The sequence below is a fragment of the Pontibacter chinhatensis genome, assembly GCF_900113285.1.
Taxonomy (GTDB): domain Bacteria; phylum Bacteroidota; class Bacteroidia; order Cytophagales; family Hymenobacteraceae; genus Pontibacter; species Pontibacter chinhatensis.
Map to the genome: position 1 here is coordinate 597,537 of NZ_FOOT01000003.1, position 19,264 is coordinate 616,800.

At 54.5% G+C, this 19,264-nt stretch carries 20 protein-coding genes; 11 read left to right on the forward strand and 9 right to left on the reverse strand.

Annotated features, from left to right (window positions below; genetic code table 11):
• The first annotated feature begins 100 nt into the window (after positions 1 to 100).
• From BM040_RS11800 to BM040_RS11820, 5 genes are all read left to right on the forward strand, one after another.
• On the forward strand, positions 101 to 1,228 hold the full coding sequence (locus BM040_RS11800; protein WP_092101511.1) for a type III polyketide synthase: 1,128 nt from the start codon (positions 101 to 103) through the stop codon (positions 1,226 to 1,228).
• A complete protein-coding gene (locus tag BM040_RS11805) occupies positions 1,209 to 1,910 on the forward strand; it encodes a methyltransferase domain-containing protein (RefSeq protein ID WP_092101353.1) in 702 nt (233 codons plus the stop codon). The genes BM040_RS11800 and BM040_RS11805 overlap by 20 nt, the downstream gene beginning before the upstream one ends.
• Positions 1,911 to 1,955: 45 nt before the next feature.
• The gene (locus tag BM040_RS11810; protein ID WP_092101355.1) at positions 1,956 to 2,135 is read left to right on the forward strand and encodes a hypothetical protein; all 180 of its coding nucleotides are present in this window, start codon (positions 1,956 to 1,958) and stop codon (positions 2,133 to 2,135) included.
• A gap of 19 nt (positions 2,136 to 2,154) precedes the next feature.
• Positions 2,155 to 2,361: a hypothetical protein gene (locus tag BM040_RS11815; protein WP_092101357.1), complete on the forward strand. Its 207-nt coding sequence runs from the start codon at positions 2,155 to 2,157 to the stop codon at positions 2,359 to 2,361.
• A gap of 91 nt (positions 2,362 to 2,452) precedes the next feature.
• Complete coding sequence (locus BM040_RS11820) at positions 2,453 to 3,175, forward strand: hypothetical protein (RefSeq protein WP_139217799.1); 723 nt, start codon at positions 2,453 to 2,455, stop codon at positions 3,173 to 3,175.
• A 32-nt stretch (positions 3,176 to 3,207) separates the two neighbouring features.
• On the opposite strand, the gene BM040_RS11825 is transcribed toward BM040_RS11820, so the two are convergent.
• Positions 3,208 to 4,110 carry a histone deacetylase family protein gene (locus BM040_RS11825; RefSeq protein ID WP_092101361.1) on the reverse strand — a complete coding sequence of 301 codons (903 nt, stop codon included), beginning with the start codon at positions 4,108 to 4,110 and terminating at the stop codon, positions 3,208 to 3,210.
• 528 nt (positions 4,111 to 4,638) lie between these two features.
• On the opposite strand from BM040_RS11825, the gene BM040_RS11830 reads away from it, so the two are divergent.
• The 3 genes from BM040_RS11830 to BM040_RS11840 all read left to right on the forward strand — a co-directional run bounded on the left by BM040_RS11830 (position 4,639) and on the right by BM040_RS11840 (position 6,760).
• Positions 4,639 to 5,262, forward strand: coding sequence for a porin family protein (locus BM040_RS11830; RefSeq protein WP_092101363.1), 624 nt, complete (start codon positions 4,639 to 4,641; stop codon positions 5,260 to 5,262).
• 129 nt (positions 5,263 to 5,391) lie between these two features.
• Entirely contained in the window at positions 5,392 to 6,102 is a 711-nt protein-coding gene (locus tag BM040_RS11835) for a YceI family protein (protein ID WP_092101365.1), read from the forward strand.
• A gap of 121 nt (positions 6,103 to 6,223) precedes the next feature.
• Positions 6,224 to 6,760, forward strand: coding sequence for a DUF6992 family protein (locus tag BM040_RS11840; protein WP_092101367.1), 537 nt, complete (start codon positions 6,224 to 6,226; stop codon positions 6,758 to 6,760).
• 323 nt (positions 6,761 to 7,083) lie between these two features.
• On the opposite strand, the gene BM040_RS11845 is transcribed toward BM040_RS11840, so the two are convergent.
• Positions 7,084 to 7,641 (reverse strand): type 1 glutamine amidotransferase domain-containing protein, encoded by a 558-nt coding sequence (locus tag BM040_RS11845; protein WP_092101369.1) that lies wholly within the window; start codon positions 7,639 to 7,641, stop codon positions 7,084 to 7,086.
• Between the two features lie 236 nt (positions 7,642 to 7,877).
• Here BM040_RS11845 and BM040_RS11850 point away from each other — a divergent pair, with 236 nt between their 5' ends.
• The 3 genes from BM040_RS11850 to BM040_RS22080 all read left to right on the forward strand — a co-directional run bounded on the left by BM040_RS11850 (position 7,878) and on the right by BM040_RS22080 (position 11,847).
• Entirely contained in the window at positions 7,878 to 10,313 is a 2,436-nt protein-coding gene (locus BM040_RS11850; RefSeq protein ID WP_092101371.1) for a TonB-dependent receptor, read from the forward strand.
• An 82-nt stretch (positions 10,314 to 10,395) separates the two neighbouring features.
• Complete coding sequence (locus tag BM040_RS11855) at positions 10,396 to 11,625, forward strand: PepSY-associated TM helix domain-containing protein (RefSeq protein WP_092101373.1); 1,230 nt, start codon at positions 10,396 to 10,398, stop codon at positions 11,623 to 11,625.
• A gap of 93 nt (positions 11,626 to 11,718) precedes the next feature.
• Positions 11,719 to 11,847 carry a hypothetical protein gene (locus BM040_RS22080; protein ID WP_262502454.1) on the forward strand — a complete coding sequence of 43 codons (129 nt, stop codon included), beginning with the start codon at positions 11,719 to 11,721 and terminating at the stop codon, positions 11,845 to 11,847.
• A 694-nt stretch (positions 11,848 to 12,541) separates the two neighbouring features.
• Here the strand turns inward: BM040_RS22080 and BM040_RS11860 are convergent.
• The 7 genes from BM040_RS11860 to BM040_RS11890 form a co-directional block, all read right to left on the reverse strand.
• Positions 12,542 to 13,318, reverse strand: coding sequence for an amidohydrolase (locus BM040_RS11860; RefSeq protein WP_092101375.1), 777 nt, complete (start codon positions 13,316 to 13,318; stop codon positions 12,542 to 12,544).
• Between the two features lie 111 nt (positions 13,319 to 13,429).
• Positions 13,430 to 14,578: a methionine aminotransferase gene (locus BM040_RS11865; protein WP_092101377.1), complete on the reverse strand. Its 1,149-nt coding sequence runs from the start codon at positions 14,576 to 14,578 to the stop codon at positions 13,430 to 13,432.
• Positions 14,579 to 14,639: 61 nt separating this feature from the next.
• Positions 14,640 to 15,218 (reverse strand): uracil-DNA glycosylase family protein, encoded by a 579-nt coding sequence (locus BM040_RS11870; RefSeq protein ID WP_092101379.1) that lies wholly within the window; start codon positions 15,216 to 15,218, stop codon positions 14,640 to 14,642.
• Between the two features lie 137 nt (positions 15,219 to 15,355).
• Positions 15,356 to 15,772, reverse strand: coding sequence for a hypothetical protein (locus BM040_RS11875; RefSeq protein ID WP_092101381.1), 417 nt, complete (start codon positions 15,770 to 15,772; stop codon positions 15,356 to 15,358).
• A 197-nt stretch (positions 15,773 to 15,969) separates the two neighbouring features.
• A complete protein-coding gene (locus BM040_RS11880) occupies positions 15,970 to 16,782 on the reverse strand; it encodes a hypothetical protein (RefSeq protein ID WP_092101383.1) in 813 nt (270 codons plus the stop codon).
• Positions 16,783 to 16,941: 159 nt separating this feature from the next.
• On the reverse strand, positions 16,942 to 17,349 hold the full coding sequence (locus BM040_RS11885) for a response regulator (RefSeq protein WP_092101385.1): 408 nt from the start codon (positions 17,347 to 17,349) through the stop codon (positions 16,942 to 16,944).
• Positions 17,350 to 17,562: 213 nt separating this feature from the next.
• Positions 17,563 to 19,179 carry a PAS domain-containing protein gene (locus BM040_RS11890; protein WP_092101387.1) on the reverse strand — a complete coding sequence of 539 codons (1,617 nt, stop codon included), beginning with the start codon at positions 19,177 to 19,179 and terminating at the stop codon, positions 17,563 to 17,565.
• Positions 19,180 to 19,264 lie beyond the last annotated feature (85 nt).

Genomic DNA, 19,264 nt, shown 5'->3' on the forward strand with positions numbered 1-19,264 from the left:
ATTCCATACTTAGGCGGCACGGCTTACTTTCTGCATCCCATACTTTCTACGGGCACACAGGATGCAGGGCCGCAAGCCTTATACCCGTAACCCCAACCCCATGAAAAGCTACATTTGCGCCATTGGCACGGCTACCCCACCGCACAAGATACCGCAGATGCAGGTAGCGGACTTTATGGCCGCCGCCCTGCAGTTCGGGGAGCAGGACACCCGCAAGCTGCGGGCGCTGTACCGCGTGTCAGGCATTGGGCAGCGCTACAGTGTGCTGGAGGACTACACCCGCCAGAATGGCAGCTTCTCCTTCTACCCCAACACGCCTACGCTGGAGCCTTTCCCGACGGTGCAGCAGCGCATGGATGTATACCGCCGCCACGCGGTGGATTTATCAGAGAAGGCGATACGCAGCTGCCTGGAGCAGGCGGGGCCGGTGCAGCTGAGCGAGCTGACGCACCTGATAACGGTGAGCTGCACGGGCATGTATGCGCCGGGGCTGGACATTGAGCTGGTGGAGCGGCTGAATCTCTCGCCTTGCGTGCAGCGCACATCGGTGAACTTTATGGGGTGCTACGCCGCCTTTAACGCCATCAAACTGGCCGATTCTATCTGCCGGGCCAACCCCGAGGCAAAAGTTATACTTGTCTGTACCGAAATCTGTACCATTCATTTCCAGAAAAACCCCGAGCAGGACCACCTCGTGTCGAACGCTTTGTTTGGCGACGGCGCGGCCGCCGTGCTGATGCAGGGGCAGCCCTGCCGGCAGGTGAGCCTGGAGCTGCAGTCCTTCCACTGCGACCTGGCCCCGGCGGGCAAACGCGACATGGCCTGGCATATCGGTGACACCGGCTTTGAGATGACGCTCTCCTCCTATGTGCCCGACCTCATCAAAAACGGTATCCGGCAACTGACCGAGCGGCTGTTGCAAGGGCTCAAAACTACCCTCTCCGAGATAAAGCTTTTTGCCATACACCCCGGCGGGCGCCGCATCCTGGAGGTGATTGAGCAGGAGCTGGGCATGACGGCGCACGACAACCGCTTTGCCTACCGGGTGCTGCGCGATTTCGGCAACATGTCGTCGGCCACGGTGCTGTTTGTGCTCAAGGAGCTGATGCAAACCCTGACACCGCAAGAAAAGGACGAGCCGGTACTGAGCTTCGCCTTCGGCCCCGGCCTCACCCTCGAATCCATGTTACTCAAAGTCCACTATGCACATGCTGAGGCAGCGGTCTAGCGAGCCGGAGCTGATGGACGACCTGACGCTGTCGGGCGAGGAGCTGCGGCAGAACCTGGCCGAGCTGGAGGTGATAAACAACTGGCTGGGCGGGCACAAAGTGGTGCTGGATGCGCTGGACAGGCTGGTGGCCAAGTACAAACCCCGGCACCTGCGCATCGCCGACATCGGTTGCGGCGGCGGCGACACACTGAAAAGTATAGCCCGCTGGGCCCGGCGCAAAAGTATAAAAGTAGAGCTGGTAGGCATAGATGCGAACGATTTTATGGTGCAGTACGCCCGCCGGCATTGCCACCATTACCCCGAGGTGCAGGTGCAGCAGCACGATGTTTTTTCAGAGGAGTTCGCCCTGCAAAAGTATGATGTGGTCGTCTGCAGCCTGTTTTGCCATCACTTCACCGATGCGCAGCTGGTGCACATGTTCCGGCAACTGCACCGGCAGGCAAGTATAGCCGTTATCATCAACGACCTGCACCGCCACTGGCTGGCTTATTATTCCATCAAGTATATCACGGCGGCTTTTTCCAGGTCGCCTCTCGTAAAAAATGATGCGCCGCTCTCAGTTTGGCGGGCTTTCCGGAGGCAGGAGCTGGAAGAGCTGGTACGGCAGGCGGGCATCACCAAGTATAACTTGCGTTGGATGTGGGCCTTCAGGTGGCAACTGGCGCTGTATAAAGTATAAATCCTCCCGATTTATACTTTGCTTATAGATTAAAAGTAAAAGCCGATGAACAGGTTTCTCCCGCTACGACTGCACCTCTGGCTGGCACTCGCCTATACGGTGCTCGCGCTTCTGCTGATCGCTAAAAAAGGCACGGTACCTACGCTGCCGGAGCTGCTGATCTACCTGTTCCCGCTCTTGATGTATGCCGTCCGGGTTGCCACTGGCGAGCGCCCGTCCTCGTAGTACCCTTTAAAGTTTACCCATGAGCAGACAAACCATTAACTTCTGGATTCTTTTCTCAGTCTCCGTTATTCTTTCGGCACTAGCCATCACCCTCTTCTTCAAGGCGCTGAAAGTCATCCTGATCGTCATCCTAACGCTGGCGCTGGCCCCCATCATCTACCTTATCCTCCGCGTGTTCTTCCCCATTAAGAAGCGCGATGAAGACAAGCTGCGGGAGCGGGATTAGGCCCAGTGGTTGTCTGAATCAGGATTTACAGGATGTAAGGATGCGCAGGATGAAAAGCAGGAATATGTTCAAAATGCTACCTCTATACTTAGTGGCATACTTAACGCTGACCTCAACCATTGCTTCGGCTCAGGTATATCAGAGTGGGCTTATTCTGCCTGACTTTTCCCAGGTCGAAGAATCAGATGTTTGCTGTGTCTATGCCCCTCCGGATGGCTTTACAGTTTTTGATGCACCTAGTGGCTCAGCGATAGGGAAACTGACACGTGTTGGCGATAGCAGCCATGACGACCAAGCTCCTTATAAGCTGTTTTTTCAACAAACGAGCACCAGAACGCAACAACAAATAAGCTATACAAACCTAGAGCAGATTGGCTATGAAGTATGGGCTATTCCATACGTTGAGAGGAAAAAAGGCTTTGTAAGAATATTGGGCAAAAGCTCGGACATTTGGATCAGCGAAGCGGAAATAAAGCGTAAGAGTTTCCGGCTTTCAGATTGGCAAAGCTTTCTTCTATCGGGTGCTGGCGATGTGTTGGGCTATTATGCCAATGCACCAGGGCTGAACCTCAGAAAAACTCCTTCCTCTAATGCAGTGTTACTTAAGACTTTAAAAGGAGATTTATTTGAAATATCGCCAACTGGCCAAATGCAAGGTGCATGGGCAAAAGTGAAGGTTAAGAAGTATAAGGAGCACCCATGTGTAAGTGACTTAGAGCAGGATGAGCTAACTGAATATGAATTAGAAGGCTGGATAAAAATCGTTACTGACGAAGGTTTGCCCAATGTATGGTTTTACGCTCGGAGATGTTGACTTTCTAACTTTTTAACCTTCTAACTTTCTACCTAAAACCACAGCTGCTGCGCCAGCCGGAAGGTATTGGCGTGCGCCTCCACGATGTGTGCCAACTGCCTGGAGTAGCCGCCGCCCATACTTACCGTTACCGGCAGCTTGTTCTTCCGGCACAGCTCCAGCACCGTGCGGTCGCGTTCTTTGCAGCCCTCGATGCTCATGCCCAGCTTGCCCAGCTTATCCGTGGCCAGCACATCCACCCCCGACTGGAAAAACACGAACTCCGGCTCCACCTCGTCCACTAGGCGCGGCAGCGTCTCCCGAAGTATAGCCAGGTAGGTTTTGTCGTCGGTGCCCTCGGCCAGCGGCACGTCCAAGTCCGATTTCTCCTTGTGGAACGGGTAATTGTGGCCGCAGTGCATGCTGAAGGTAAACACGCGCGGCTCGTGCTCGAAAATCTGCGCCGTGCCGTTGCCTTGATGCACGTCCAAATCCACCACCAGCACCTTGTTTATACTTTTATACTTGAGCAGGTGGTTGGCCGCGATGGCGATGTCGTTGAGCAGGCAGAAGCCCTCGCCACGGTCGGTAAAGGCGTGGTGGGTGCCGCCGGCAATGTTCATCCCGATGCCATACTCCAGCGCAAACAAGCTCGCCTGCACCGTGCCGTTCATAATCACTACTTCGCGCTGCACCAGCTGCTCCGAGAGCGGGAAGCCCGTTTTGCGCACCTCCGAGGGCGTGAGTTGCAGGCTGCTCAGCCGCTGCCAGTAATCCGGGGCGTGGGTGTCGAGTATAAACTGCTCCTGCAGGGGCTCCGGGGCAAATAAATTGTCCTGGGTGATGGTGCCTTCGTAGAGCAGCTGTTCGGGCAGCAAATCATACTTGGCCATCGGAAAGCGGTGGCCTTCGGGCAGGCTGTGGGCAAAAATCTCAGACCAGGCAATCTTCAGCATAGCACAAAACTAATAATTACCCCGCCTCTAAAGCAAGCCCGGGGAAGTATAAACAAGGCAAACAGGCTTACGGTTCTGAAACAGAAATTAATCCAATTCATAGCATACTTGGTATTACTGGTGGATAACTTTTGTAACCATTTTAAATTGTGCCTTGATATATAGATTTGGGCTGATTTTTGGTGGATAACTGTGGATAACTATGTTGATTACCCGACTTTATCCACTAAAAGCTGTGAACTTCCGGTGGAAACCGACCCTTCTTTCGCTATACTTCAGTGAAAATCAGCAAAGGTGTGGAAATTATCCACACACGCAGCAGATGTTGCAACACATGCCTTTTCGCAGATTGTACTTTTTGTGCCATGAGAAAAGCACAATTATGCTGAGGCACCAGATGGTGATTTAACCCTTCTTTTTAAGTTGTATAATTTACGGCAGAAGTATAACTTATGCATCCGTATAAAGTATAAGTACTATATATATGCTATACTTTATTTGCCAATCATTCACCCAGTCACCCGAACCATGAAAAAGCTTCTTCTTGCGGCGTTGCTCTTATGGGCCACTACCGGTTTTGCCCAGGACACCGAGATACCCGGAAGGTTTATGCAGAACCACAACCTGCTCAGCCGCTCCCCCAACTCAGGCATCGGCATTAAGGGCGGCGTTAGCTTCGCCAACCTGCACGGCAGCGACAAAGACCGCCTCGGCTCCACCAGCAGCCTTACCTCTTATCATGCCGGGGTGTTTGCCCAACTCGGCATCAGCAACTTCTTCTCGCTGCAGCCCGAGCTGCTGTATTCGCGCAAGGGCTTTGAGCGGGAGGGTACCGCCCACCGGCTGGATTACCTGGAGGCGCCTGTGCTGGCCGTGTTCAACATCTCCGACAACCTGAGCGTGCACCTGGGGCCGCAGGTGGGAGTGATGATGACGGCGCAGGAGGAGGAGAAGGAAGTGGACCTGGAACGCTACCATACCTTTGACTATGGCTTTGCCGCCGGCCTGGAGGGGAAAATGGGAAGGTTCAGGCTGGGGGCTCGCTACGGCCACGGCCTCGGCGACCTGCTGAAGCGGGACTCAGGCGGCAAGAGCCTTGACGCTGACGCCAAGAACGGGGTGATACAGGTATACCTGGGGGTTGGCCTTTAGGCAAACACGAGTATAAACTCAGGTGTCCGGGGCCGGCTGATGGCGGCTCCCGAAGTATAGACAATATCGTTTTAGCGGATGCAAGCGTACCAGATAAGGAAAAACTGTCATCATCAATTGTAACTCTATATGGGCAAGCCTCTTCAGCACCGGCTGCTATGCGTATTCCTGCTTTTCTGCGCCTGCGACACCACCATTAAAACAGACGAGGCGCTGATTGGGGATGCCATCGTACAGAAAAACCGCACCCTGCCCACCGATACCTTTGTGATAGACACCAGCCGCAGCGAACTGACCTGGATAGGCGCCAAGATGACGGGCCGGCACAATGGCCTCATCGACATACAGCACGGTGAGCTGTACATGAAAGACGGGCTTCTGACCGGTGGCCTTATCGAGTTGGACATGACCACCGCGCGCGCCACCGACAAGACCATCGACTCCAAAAGCAACCAAAAACTGACAGACCACCTGCGATCTGAAGATTTCTTCGACTCGGAGCGGTACCCCACCGCCACCTTCGAGCTTACCGGCATCGCCCCCTACGACAGCACCGCCGAGCAAAACAGCGGGGTGAGCCCCCAGTACAGCGAGTATAAAGTAAAGCATCCCTCGCACCGCGTTACCGGTAACCTCACCATCCGCAACCATACCAGGAGCGTGTCGTTTCCGGCGCGGGTAACGCTGGAGGATAGCCTGCTGCACGCCAAAGCCAATTTCAACATAGACCGCACCAAGTGGGGCCTGGTGTACCGCTCCGACAACTCGCTGGGCGACAAAACCATCCGGCCGGAGGTGAACCTGGGCCTGGACATCGTGGCTGTGCACCGAAAGCCCTGACAGGTAGCGGCTTATACTGCTGCAACAAAGTATGCCCGGCGGCGTTGCAGGCATAAACAGCGGTGGCGGTATGCTAAAGCCGCTCTTGGTGCGTTCCTACTCATGAAACCAAGCCTTGCTTATGAGAAAATACCTTTACCTGCTTTCCCTGCTTCTGCTTAGCCTGACAGCCAGTGCCCAAAGCCTGAGCCAACTGAACCGGGGGCAGGCAAATGTGCTGGAAACAGGCATGTTTATACTTGGTGGGTGGGCCATCGCGAACATCCTTTACAGCAGTTTCAAGCTCACCAAAGCTACCCGTAGCCGGAAGTACCTCCATCAGATGAACGTGTACTGGAACATCATGAACCTGCTGGTGGCCAGCTACGCCCTCTACGTTATCCTTTCCAAAGACAGCACCTCTTTTGCCCTGAGCGAGAGCCTGCAGCTGCACGACTCGTTCAAGAAAGTGCTTTACCTGGGCCTTGGCCTGAGTTCTGGGTTTATACTTCTGGGCGCCTTCCTGAAAGAGCGGGCGCGCATATCGTTTAAAACGGAGCAGATGCAGGGCTGGGGGCAGTCGATTATGCTTCAGGGGATGTTCCTGCTGCTGCTGAACCTGGTGCTGGTTGTACTTCTGGAAAATTACGCCGAACCTTTGTTCCGGATGGTGCAGTAAGTTTACAAAGTATAAATCCGACATGTTGCCTTTGCCGAAGTATAAATCTACTAGCAATTAACCCACTCCAACCCCTCCGAGGAGGGGAGTCACTCTACAATTACAGAAATTCCCCTCCTCTGGACTACCGAGAACGGGAGTTCGAAGGTAGCGAGCGCAGCTAAGGGGGGGGGGTTACATCTCCACCAAAGCATAGGCCTCCTCTCCCAGAAAGTATAAACTGCAGAAGTATAGAAACAGAGGATGGTTTATACTTGCGGATAAAAGCAAAGCCGCACCTTAACGTGTAAAGTGCGGCTTGCAAAGTATAAATCATAGATCGCTTAGCGGTCGTGCTTCCCTTCGGCAAACTCCTCAACCATCTTTCTGTTGAATGCCGGAATGTCGTCGGGGTTGCGGCTGGTCACCAGGCCCTGGTCTACCACCACTTCCTGGTCCACCCACTCGGCGCCGGCGTTCTTTAAGTCGGTTTGCAGCGTTGGGTAGCTGGTCATTTTCCGGCCCCTTACTTTTCCGGTTTCAATCAGCGTCCAAGGGCCGTGGCAGATGGCGGCTACGGGCTTGCGGCTCTCCATAAATTTGTTCACGAAGCTCACAGCCTCCTTGTTGCCGCGCAGGTGGTCGGGGTTCATCACACCGCCAGGCAGCAGCAGCCCATCGTAGCTGTCCGCCTGCACCTCGTTCAGTTTTTTGTCTACCTTAAAAGTATCGCCCCAGTCGGTGTGGTTCCAGGCCTTTATCTCATTGTTCTTGTTCGGGGAGATGATGTGCGCCTCGGCACCTTCCTCTTTCAGCGCCTTCAGCGGCTCTGTCAGCTCCACCTGCTCAAATCCTTCCTCTACCAAAATAGCTATCTTCTTCCCTTCTAGTTTATTAGCCATGTGTAAGTTTGTTTTTTGTGGTTAAACATGTGACTAGGTAAGTAACGGGTTCAGACGTCTTTTGTTAACCCGCCGTGGCAGCACTTCTGCTTAATAAGTATTCATCCCGCCAAATATTTTTCCGGATTTGCTTGCGGCTAAAGACCTGAGAGTATAAGTTTGCATCACTATTTGTAATTAGTCTAAATAAATAAAACATCCGCAGCGCTGGCTGTGAGTAAACCATACCCTCAGATATGTTAAAAAAATATACCCTACTTCTCTTTCTGCTAACGCTGTGCCAGCTGGCCTGGGCGCAAAGCACTTCCTCCATCAGAGGCAAAGTAATCGGTGAAGACGGCAAGCCGGTATCTTCTGCCAGCGTGGTGATAGAAAACACCCGCTACGGTGCCATGACCGACGATCAGGGCAACTTCGAGATCAACCGCATCCAAAACGGTACTTATAAAGTGCGCGCCATACTTCTGGGCTTCGACTGCAAGCCGCAGCAGGTAACACTGGTGCAGGGCGAGACGGAGGAAATTACACTTTCGCTGAAGCAGAAAGCCAGCCAAATATCAGAAGTAGAAGTGTTTGGCGTGCGGGACAAGCAGCCTGAGAAGCTGGACGCCATCACCCGCCTGCCCCTGAAGCCCAGCGAGCAGATCCAGAGCATCTCCGTGATTTCTGAGAAGCTGATAGAGCAGCAGGGCGCGCTGACCGTAATTGAAGGCGTGCGCAATGTGCCCGGCGTTTATACTTACGCCACCTACGGCGGGGTACGGGAGAGTATCTCCTCGCGCGGTTTCCGCGGCATCCCGACGCTGAAGAACGGCGTGCGCGTAATGACGGACTTCCGCGGCCAGGGCTTCTCTACCGATATGCAGGGTGTGGAGAGCGTCCAGGTGCTGAAAGGGGCCAGCTCTATTACCATGGGTGCCTCTACCGATTTGGGTGGCCCGGGCGGTATTGTGAACATCGTCACCAAGACACCTAAGTTTGAAAACACCGGAGCCGTGTCGATGCGCGTGGGCAGCTGGGGACTCATCAGGCCAACCTTCGACGTGCAGCGCGTGCTGGACAAGAACAACAAAGTGGCCATCCGTTTGAACGGTGCTTACGAGAACGGCGGCAAGTTCCGCGACCACATGGACAACGAGTCGTTCTACATCAACCCATCCCTGGAGTGGAGACCAAACAACCGCAGTACCTTAACGCTGGAGATGGACTATTTCAGAGAGGAGCAGGGCATTGACGCGGGTACCGTAAACCTGTCGGTGGGCAACAAGGAGAACAAGATCTACGACCTGCCATCAGAGCGCTTCCTGGGTTTTGAGTCTGATAAAACCGACCTGAAGCACACGACTTACACGGCCCGCTACAACTACAACTTCACCAACAATTTATACTTGCGCGCCGCTGTTTTCAACTCCAACTATAACTATGACGCCATTAAAACGAACCTGGCGGCCCTGAAAGCCAACAAGGAAACAGGCGTGAACGTGGACCAGGTGAACTGGTGGCGCCGCTCGATTGCCCACAACTCTACCCGTGAGGATAACAGCACCGTGCTGCAGCTGGACCTGGTAGGCCGTAAAATAGAGACTGGCAAGATCAACCATACATTCCAGGTGGGCGTGGATTACCGCTACATCGACCTGTTCCAGCCTACTTATAACTCTATCGCCATCGACGAAATTGACGTTTTCGACCCGGCCACAGTGAGCAATACACTGCCCGAGAACCTGCCAGGCTTTGAGCGCACCGGCGGCACCCGCGCCTACGATTACCGCTTCGGCGCCACGTTCCAGGATGTGATTCAGCTTACCAAATGGGCCAGAGTATACGGCGGCGTGCGTTACAGCACAAACAAAACCCGTGATAACGGCGAGAACAGTGCCACTACTGAGTTCTGGAACCCACTGGCCGGGGTGATGTTTACCATCAAAGACGGCTTGAACGTCTTCGGCTCTTACACCAACAGCACCAACCCGCGCTCTGCCTCTGTGGTAGACGTGAACGGAGAAGCGCTGGGTGCCGAGCGTATCGACCAACTGGAGGCGGGTATTAAATCAGAGTGGCTCAACGACCGCCTGCGCTTTAACCTGACCTTCTTCAAAATCAACAACAAGGACATGAACCTGCAGGCCTTTACCGTGGACGAGAATGGCGTGGTGCTGCCAACCGGCTACTACATCAAGGGCGGTAATGATGAGCGTAAGGGGATAGAGGTAGAGCTGACAGGCCGTGTGCTAGAGAACCTGGAGCTGGTAACCGGCTACTCGTACATCGACGCGCAGTACAAAAACCACACGACTTTTGTGCCAGGCTCTGCTCCGAACAACACGCCAAAGCATACCTTTAACGCCTACGCCAACTATACTTTGAGAAGCGGCTTGCTGCAGGGCCTTAACATTGGAGCCGGCGCCTACTACCTGGGCGAGCGCCCTTACAACGACTGGACCGTAGAGGGTGTGCAGTATCACAACATCGAGCCGAACACCGCGCCCTGGTATAATAAAGCCTATACCATCGTAAATGCCCAGCTAGGCTACGAGTTTAAGAAGCACTGGGGCGTAAGAGCGCTGTTCAACAACATCTTCGACACCGTGGGGTACGATGCCTACCGCACCAGCTTCATCGACCGCATTCAGCCCAGAAACTTTTCCGGGGTAGTTACTTATAAGTTTTAATTAGATTGATTCCAAATAACAAAAAAGCTACCGATATTTACCGGTAGCTTTTTTTGACCTAACCCCTACACCTCACAACACCATGAAAAAGTATACTTGGCGCAAGCTTTTCAATGATGTACACCTGTGGCTGGGTATTGCCAGCGGCCTGGTGCTGTTTGTAGTATGCCTTACGGGCACTATCTATACTTTTAAGGACGAGGTAGAGAAGTTGATGGACCCCGGCAAGTATAGCGTGGAGGTGCCAGCCAACGCACAGCCTCTGGCCCCCAACGTGTTAATTGCCCAACTGGAGCAGGAACTGAAAGGAAGCGTAGTAAGCCTGAATATACCGGAGGACAAAGCCAGCACCTACAGCGTAGGGATTGCTCCTGCCAAGGGTCCGGAAGGCGGTAAAGGCGAGGGCTCCTCTAAGGGGAAAGGCGGAGAGCAAGGCAAAGGCGGCGGGGGCGGAAGGCCGGCCACCTACTATGTAAACCCTTACACCGGCCAGGTGGTAGGTACTCCGGAGAGCGCTACGGCAGAGTTTTTCACCACCGTAATGAAAATGCACCGCTGGTTGTTGATAGAGGGGGATGTGGGCAAGATTATCGTGGGGGCTTCCACCATCATTTTCACGTTCCTGGTACTGACGGGCCTGGTGCTGTGGTTTCCCGTGAAGCGCAAGAACTGGAAGCAGGGGCTCAAGATTAAAACCAACGCCAAGTGGAAGCGCGTCAACCACGACCTGCACAACACGCTGGGTTTTTACTCTTCTATCCTGCTGCTGATTATGGCGCTTACCGGCCTTTGCTGGTCGTTTGAGTGGTACCGCGATGGCCTGAGCAGCGTGATGGGCGCCGAGGTATTCAAGGGTCGTAAGGAAAAGCCCATGACCATTGCAGCCGCTGCATCCACCGCCACCCCGGAAGACTACATCCAGCAAGCCAACCTGCTGCTGCCTTACAATGGCGACCTGCGCCTTTCGCTGCCAGCCGACGATACCACAGCCGTAGTTATCCAGAAAAGCAAAACAGGTTTCTTTGCCCTGGCTGCCTCTGATAAAGTACAGCTGAACAAGCACAGCGCCGAGCCGCTGAAGGTGGAGAAATTCTCGGACAAGCCGCTGAACGAGCAGATTGTGGGGCTGATAAAGCCGCTGCACCTGGGCAATGTGTACGGCACTTTCTCTAAGATTTTATACTTTATCGCCTGCCTTGTCGCCACTAGTCTGCCCATCACCGGCACGCTAATCTGGATTAACAAGCTGCGCAAAAAGAAGAAGCCGGGCAAGGTTGTCCATACTGCGGCGCATGCGACATTAGTCAATTAACAACTTCTCTTCTCGAGAGTCAGGAAAAGAGGAATCATACTATACTTACCAGCCACCGCCACGGTTTATACTTTAAGCCGTGGCGGTTTTGTTTTGCTTTTCTTTCTTGTGCAGGCCTCTCCGTTTCGAAGGCCATACTTTATACTTTTAGTATACTTCATGCTTCTCTGGCGCAAGTATACGCTAGTGCTCCGCTGGCGCGAGCTTGTAGCTCGTGCCTAACTATGATGTTGGGTTTGCAACCCAACTGGCTTGAAAAGCCATACTTATACTTCAGCTTATACTTTTATACTTTGGCTATACTTGCCGGTTTATCCTTTCCTAGCCACAGCTTACTGCAACTTGAACCGAGCTATCCTTTCTAGCTATCGTTCATCCTCCAGTTCCCACAAACCCACCTTTCCATAGCCAGCTTGGCTCCCTCCTAGGCCGGGAGGCCTCGCCTTCGGGCATCGCGCGGTGTGCCTGAAGCTGCCTTCGCTCTGCTCCGGCTGCCGCATCCGCGGCACCGCAACATGCACAAGGCGCTCAACCCAAAGGCTGGGAATCTTTCGATAGCTGTAGCTACTCTGTCATCTCGACCTATGGGAGAGATCTATTTAGGATTCCCTATAGATCTCTCGCCCTGCTCGAGATGACAAGGAAAAGTAGTAAGTATGAGCTGTCCCCTCCTCGGAGGGGCTAGGGGTGGGTTTATACTTTTGCTGATAAAACAGAAGCTACAAAACTTATATTTTAACACCAGTAATCACAGACTCCCCTCCTTGGCTAAGGAGGGGTAGGGGTGGTTGGGCCCGGTACTGCAAAACTTCCGCTCTTAGAAAAGGAGGGGATGAGCCTATACTTCGTAATGCTACTCGGAGCCTGTACAAATGGCTCCTACGTTACACGGATACAGGCATGCCTCAAAAGCAGCTTACCCCTCCAAGCTAAACCTGTCCGCATCCAGGTGCGCAGGGAAAGCCTCCCGGAAATCTTCCAGCTGTTTTTTACTCAGGGTTACCGTATGGATGCCTTCCACCTCAGCTGTTTCCAGTAAGTGGTAGCCTTTGGGGTGGATGATGGCGGAGTCGCCGGAGTAGGCGTGGTCGTTGCTGTCGGTGCCGATGCGGTTGACGCCCACCACATAGGCAAGGTTTTCGATGGCACGGGCCTGCAGCAGCGTGCTCCAGGGCTGGCGGCGTACTTTGGGCCAGTTGGCCACGTACAGCAGCAGGTCGTAGGCGTTGTTAGTGTTGCGGCTCCACACCGGGAAGCGCAGGTCGTAGCACACTAGCGGGCACACGTTCCAGCCTTTCAGCTCCACAATCAGGCGCTCACTGCCAGGGGTATAGGTATCGTGCTCCTTGGCCATCCGGAACAGGTGCTTCTTGTCATACTTGGTGTAGGTGCCGTCGGGGCGTACCCAGTAGAGGCGGTTCAGAAACCGCTCGCCTTCCTGCACCATCACGCTGCCCGTCAGCACAGCCTGATGCCGCTTCGCCTCTTCCTGCATCCAGCCCAGGGTAGTGGTATCGGCCTGCTCGGCTATGCCTTGCGGGGTCATGCTGAAGCCGGTGGTAAACATCTCGGGCAATACAATCAGGTCGGTTTTTGGGGCCGCTGCGGCCAGCTTCTCGCTGAGCATGCGGCGGTTCGCTTCAGCATCCTGCCAGTGCAGGTCGGTCTGTACGATGGTTACGCGTAAATCCATTATCGTTATTCGTTACTCGTATTTCGTTAATCGGTAAAAGTATAAGTACACTTGTGTTGGCAAAGTATAAAAAAGTCTTTTGTCTTTTGTCAAACCATCCTTTCTCAAAGTTTATACTTTAGCCAGCTTCTCGGCGGCGGCTTTTAGCGTCTCTTCGCTCTTGGCAAAGCAGAAGCGCAGGTACTTGTTATCGGTTTTGTTGTGATAGAAAGCCGACACAGGAATGGCCGCCACACCGGTTTCGATGGTCAGTTGTTTGGCAAAGTCCAAATCATAGGCAACGGTGATGTCGCTATACTTTGCCAGCTGAAAGTAGGTGCCCGCCGAAGGAACAACCTCGAAACGCGTCTGCTTCAGTTGCTCCACAAAAAAGTCGCGCTTGGCCTGGTAGAAACTTGGGAGCTCGAGGTAGTGCGCCGCCTCATCCATAAAGTCAGCGATGGCCAGCTGAAAAGGCGTGGGAGTGCAGAACGTGATGAACTGGTGCACCCGGCGCAGTTCTTTGGTAAGTGCCGGTGGGGCAATGGTATAGCCCACCTTCCAGCCGGTGGTATGGTAGGTTTTTCCAAACGAGGAAACTACAAAGCTTCGCTCGCGCAGCTGCGGGTGCTGCAGCACGCTGTAGTGCTGCTTCCCATCGAAGACCATGTGCTCGTATACTTCGTCGCTGAGCACCAGGATATCGCTTCCGCTGAGCAGGTTGGCCAGCCGGTCCATGTCTTGCTTGCCCATAACGGCCCCGGTAGGGTTATGCGGCGTGTTGATGATAATCATGCGGGTGCGGGAGGAGATGCGCTTCTTCACCTGGTCCCAATCCACAGAAAAATCAGGCAGCACCAGCGGCACGTAAATGGGGGAGCCTCCGCATAGGCGGATTACCGGCGCGTAGCTGTCGTAGCAGGGCTCGAGCAGCACCACCTCGTCTCCGGGTTTCACCACGGCGGTGATGGCCGCGTTCAGTGCCTCCGTAGCGCCGGAGGTCACGGTGATTTCTGTTTCCTCATCCGGGCGGTACCCATACAATTTCTCCGTTTTAAGGCTGATTTTGTGGCGCAGCTGTGGCATGCCGGCCATGGGCGCATACTGGTTAAACCCTTCCTGCATATACCTGGTCACCAGGTTTACCAGGGGCTCCGGGCAGTTAAAATCCGGGAAGCCCTGTGACAGGTTAATAGCCCGGTGCTCGTTGGCCAGCGCCGACATCACGGTAAAAATGCTGGTACCTACGTCGGGGAGTTTGCTTATGGGGTAGGATATCATAGAGCTTACAGGGCAAAGGGTTTGTGACACGTGCTACAGGAACTCAATATACAAATAATCTCTACAGAAGTTGCTGCACCATTTGCTGCACATACGGAATGGCATCGGCCTCGAACCACGGGTTGCGCCGTAGCCAGAACTGGTTGCGCGGCGAGGGGTGCGGCATGGGCATGTAGGCCGGCAGGTACTCGTGCCAGGCGGACACGGTATCGGTCAGGGTGGCTTTGGCGCGGTTGCCTAGGAAATAGTCCTGCGCATACTTGCCAACCAGCAGCGTGAGTTGGATGTTGGGGAGCTGGGCCAGCAGGCGCTGGTGCCAGTGCCGGGCGCATTCGGGGCGGGGCGGCAAGTCGCCGGACTTGCCTTTGCCCGGGTAACAGAAGCCCATTGGGATGATGGCTACCTGGCTGGCGTCGTAAAACACCTCCGGCGTCAGCCCCAGCCACTGCCGCAGGCGCTTGCCGCTTTGGTCATCCCAAGGGATGCCGCTGGCGTGTACCTTGGTGCCCGGCGCCTGCCCCACGATCAGCAGCTTGGCCGTGCTGCTGGCGGCCAATACCGGGCGCGGCCCCAGGGCCAGGTGCTCCTCACAGATGCGGCAGGCCCGTACCTGCTGCAGTAAACTCTCCAAATCCTCCATCCGGGCAAAATTACAAAGTATAAACGAAGTATGAGGCAGGCAGTGCGTTGACTAGTAGGGGATGTGCCCGGGCAAAATATAAAAACAAGAAAAGCCGGTAGTCCGGCCTTCTTCTTTGTACTTTAGCAATGCTGATCTTAATCCTCGTAATCCTGCCAGAAGCCATCGTAATGGCGGGGCGGGCGGCGGCGCGGGTGGGGCATCAGCGGGTCTTCGAACCAACGGTCCTCCACGCGCTGGTTGCTGGGGTCGAAATGCACGTCGCGCTGGAATGGCATGGGGTGCTCGCTGCGCGGAGGCTGTTGCTCCCAGGAAGGGGGCCGGCGCTCGTAGCGCTGTTCCGGCAGCCATTCCTCCTGCATATACCGTTGCCTGCGGGCATGTTGCTCTGTCTCGTCGGGATACGATTCCTGGTAAGGGGGCAGCGGCGGCATAGGCTCGCCCCAGCGGCTCCTGAAGTCCTGAAAGTGGCTCGGATGCTCCGGATGGCGGCGGTGCTGCTGATGCTCCCAGTGGTGCGGGTGGTGTCTCGGGTCTTGCTCTTCGTGCTGCATGCTGTGTGTCTTAAGGTGGTTAAATCTATACTTGCTAAGTGCGGCCCCTAAGTGTACGATGTGATAATCAGGAGGTTCCTTTTTAAGGTAGGCAAACAAGCCGAAAAAAGCAAAGCCAGCTGCGTGGGCTGGCTTTGCTTTTTCACTAACTAAAACTAATCTACTACCAAATCTACCTAATCTATTGCCTATACGGTTTAGCGGCGATAGCGTTGGCCTCTGTCCGTGTCGTCGTAATAATTGTCCCTGCCGGAGTCTGTCTCGTCGGCCCAGCGCGGACCACCCTCATAGCCCCTGTCAAAGTTGCGGTCGCGGTAAGGCTCCGAGCCGTATCGCTTGTGCGAGTCGAGGCGATCGACAGGGCTGGTGTAGTGGTGGCGTGGCCGGTAATCCGGGTCGTCGGAGTGCCAAATATCGTTCCAGGTATCCTTTACACGCTCCATAAAGCCGCGGCTGTCAGTTGGGTACGGCGCTGTCGCGTCGCTGTCCGGGGTGTAGCGGCCCTCGCGGTACCAGTTGTGCGAGCCGCTGCCGTAGCGGAAGTCGTCCTCCTTGTAGCGGGTACGGTCATCAATCCTGCCGCGTCGCTCGTTCATGTCGCTGTAGTTGCCCTGCAGCGATCCTCCCGGCGTCTGCGGACGGCGCATCTCATGGTACTGGTCGCGCTGGCCGTGGTTCAGGTGGCTGTCCTCGTTGCGGTATGCGCTGCTGGAGCGGCTGCCGTAGTGGTCGCTCAGGTGTGCGTTGCGGTCCTGGGCGTAGGTGGAGTTGCGGTTGTGGCGGTAGTTCTCGCCATACTTGCGCTCGTTAGAGTCCTGGGCGCCGCGCGGGTTTGGCCCAGTGTGGAAGAAGTTGCCTTCGCCCCACTGGCTGCTGTCCTGGTTGCCACGGTAGCCGTAGCGCTGCGGGTTTTGCCCCTGCTGTTGCTGCTGGTCTCTCTTGTAAAGGTCCTTGCCTATCTGCTGGTTATTTCGGGCGCTGTCGTTGCTGTTCATTGGTTCGTTTGCCATAGTATTCCATGCTAATGATTTATAAAGCGTTGGCCACATAGCTGTGGGCATATTATGTACGGCTTTGCAGGAACTATAGTTAAACAGCGGCAGGGATTATAAAAAAGCAGCGGCCCCCTTTTAACAAGGAGGCCGCTGCCACAACAAGTATGGGTATGGTTAAAAATACTCCTGCAGGATCTCGCGCACGTCGCCCTCGGCCAAGGGCTTGGAGTAGTGCTTGCGCACATCCGGGAACTGCTTTAGTTTTTCCAGGTCGTAGAAGCTGGCCGACGAGGTGAGCATCAGCATCACCGTATCGCCTTTCTGCTCCGGTGTGAACTTCTGATACTCCTCCAGAAACTCAAAGCCATCCATCACCGACATCTTTATATCCACGAAGATGAGATCCGGGCGCGGGTAGCCCTCCACGTTGGCGAAGGCGTGCTCCAGGTACTCCAGCGCTTCTTCGCCGTTCATCACCACCCTAATGTCGGGAGCAACGCCCATGCGGGCCAGCAGGCGGTGGTTCAGGTAATTGGTAGTCTCGTCGTCGTCAATCAAAAGTATGGTGTTCAGCTCTTTCATTACGCCTTTTATTAATTATCTCTTTTGAAGTATCGGGAAGTAGCCTGGGCTGTTTTATACTTTGTTGTCAGCGGCAACAGACCGCGTAAAGTTGGTTACGCTATGCCGGCTCAGGCTGTTTTATACTTTTGGTTTGCCTGTGGTTCTCTACCTGTAAAGGTAGTACAAAAGTTAACGCGATTTGTTTAAAAGTAGTGTTTTGATGGCTCCCGATTAATCAGGAATGCTGCTTTTCTGAGCTTTTTGCTTACACAACACCAGCTCCGTTACCTCTACTGCCGACATAACGATGCCCTCTATGCGCAGGTTGGCATCTAAAAGGGGCTGAAACTGAAGGTTGAAATATGCGTCTTCGCAGTCTGAGCCGAAATTCCGGGCTATGGTCAGTTTAATTTCCTGATAGCTTGTTGACTCCTGTTGCTGGTATACTTTGTCCAGCACCTCCAGGTAGTTCACCGGCTCTGTCTCGGTCCATATCTCCCGCGCGGGCTTGCTCAGGTAATGCCGGTTGCCGAACATCTGGTAAATGCCGTGGGTGGCGTAGCGGCAGGTATGCTCCGGCCCCATCAGCAGGCAAAGGTGCGCCGGCAGCAGGTTCAGGATGTTGGTAATCTGCTGCTCTTTCAGCTGAATCTGGGTGATGGCTTGACGTAACTCGTCTACATCCGTCACAGTGCCGATCCAGAATTTCACCTTGCCCTGCTCGTCGTACATCGGCACACACCGGTCCAGGAACCAACGGTATTGTCCGTCTGTGTGGTTACGGATGCGGTATTCCTGCTCAAACAAATGCCCAAAACTGGCAGCCTCGTTCCAGGCAGTAAGCACCTGCGCCGAGTCTTCGGGGTGGATGGCGGTGCTCCAGCCGTCTACCTGCCCTTTAGGCAGGCCGGTATATTCGTACCAGTTGTCGTTAAAGTAGATGAGCCGTCCCTTGGCATCGGCCATATAAGACATATAGGGTTGCTGCTCGAGCAGGTGCCAGAAGCGCTCGTTGGTTTCCTTCAGGGTCTCCTCAGACTGTTTGCTCTCTGTCAGGTCGATCATGGCTCCGACGTGCCTGACAGGTTGCTTGTTGTCGTTATAGATGAAGTACCCCTGGTCTAGCACATGGGCGTAGGTGCCGTCTGCTTTCCGGAAACGGTACTCGCAGGACCAGTACTTATGCCCGGCCTCGGCGGCCTGGCGCAGGCTCTCGAGCGCGGCGGCGGCATCGTCCGGGTGCACCCTGCTCAGCCAACCTGTGTTTCCGGTGTTTGGCTGCCCCATCTCCTCAGGCGAGTAGCCAAAGGCCTCCTTCAAATTGACGCCCCAGCTCATCCTGTTATTCTCTATGTCATAGTCCCAGGTAACGGCATGCAGGGTGTTGGTCAGCAGCGACAGGCGCTCTCTGTTTTGCTCGTTTAGCTGCTCCTGCAGTACCAGTGCCGTCACGTCGCGAGGCTCCTGCAGGATGTACACCAGCGTGCCGGCCTTGTCAAGGATAGGGGTGTGGGCCGTGCGCCAATACCTGCGCTCAAATCCGCCCTCCTCAAGCGGAACGTCATAACGCACAACAGGCATCACATGCGGCTTTTTGTTGGCCAAAACAAAGTTCAAAGACGCCATCACATTCTGTTTGCTGTCCTCGTCTGTTTTTTCAGGATTTTCAGGGAAAGTATCCAGGATGTGTTTTCCGACAATTTCCTCAATCTTAAAGTGGGATGTATCGGCATACAGTCTGGTGGCATCCAGCACCTTTAGCTCAGGGGACATGAGCAAGTATAAGCCAGGCAATGCTCTAAATACAAGCGCAAAGTCCGGGGAGAGTTGGTTATCGGTTGATGGCATGGAGCAGCTGGCTTTAAAATCAGGGTCTAATCATCAGATCAGAGTAATATACGATCCGGTGAAATAAAAAACTGCCTGCGGCCCC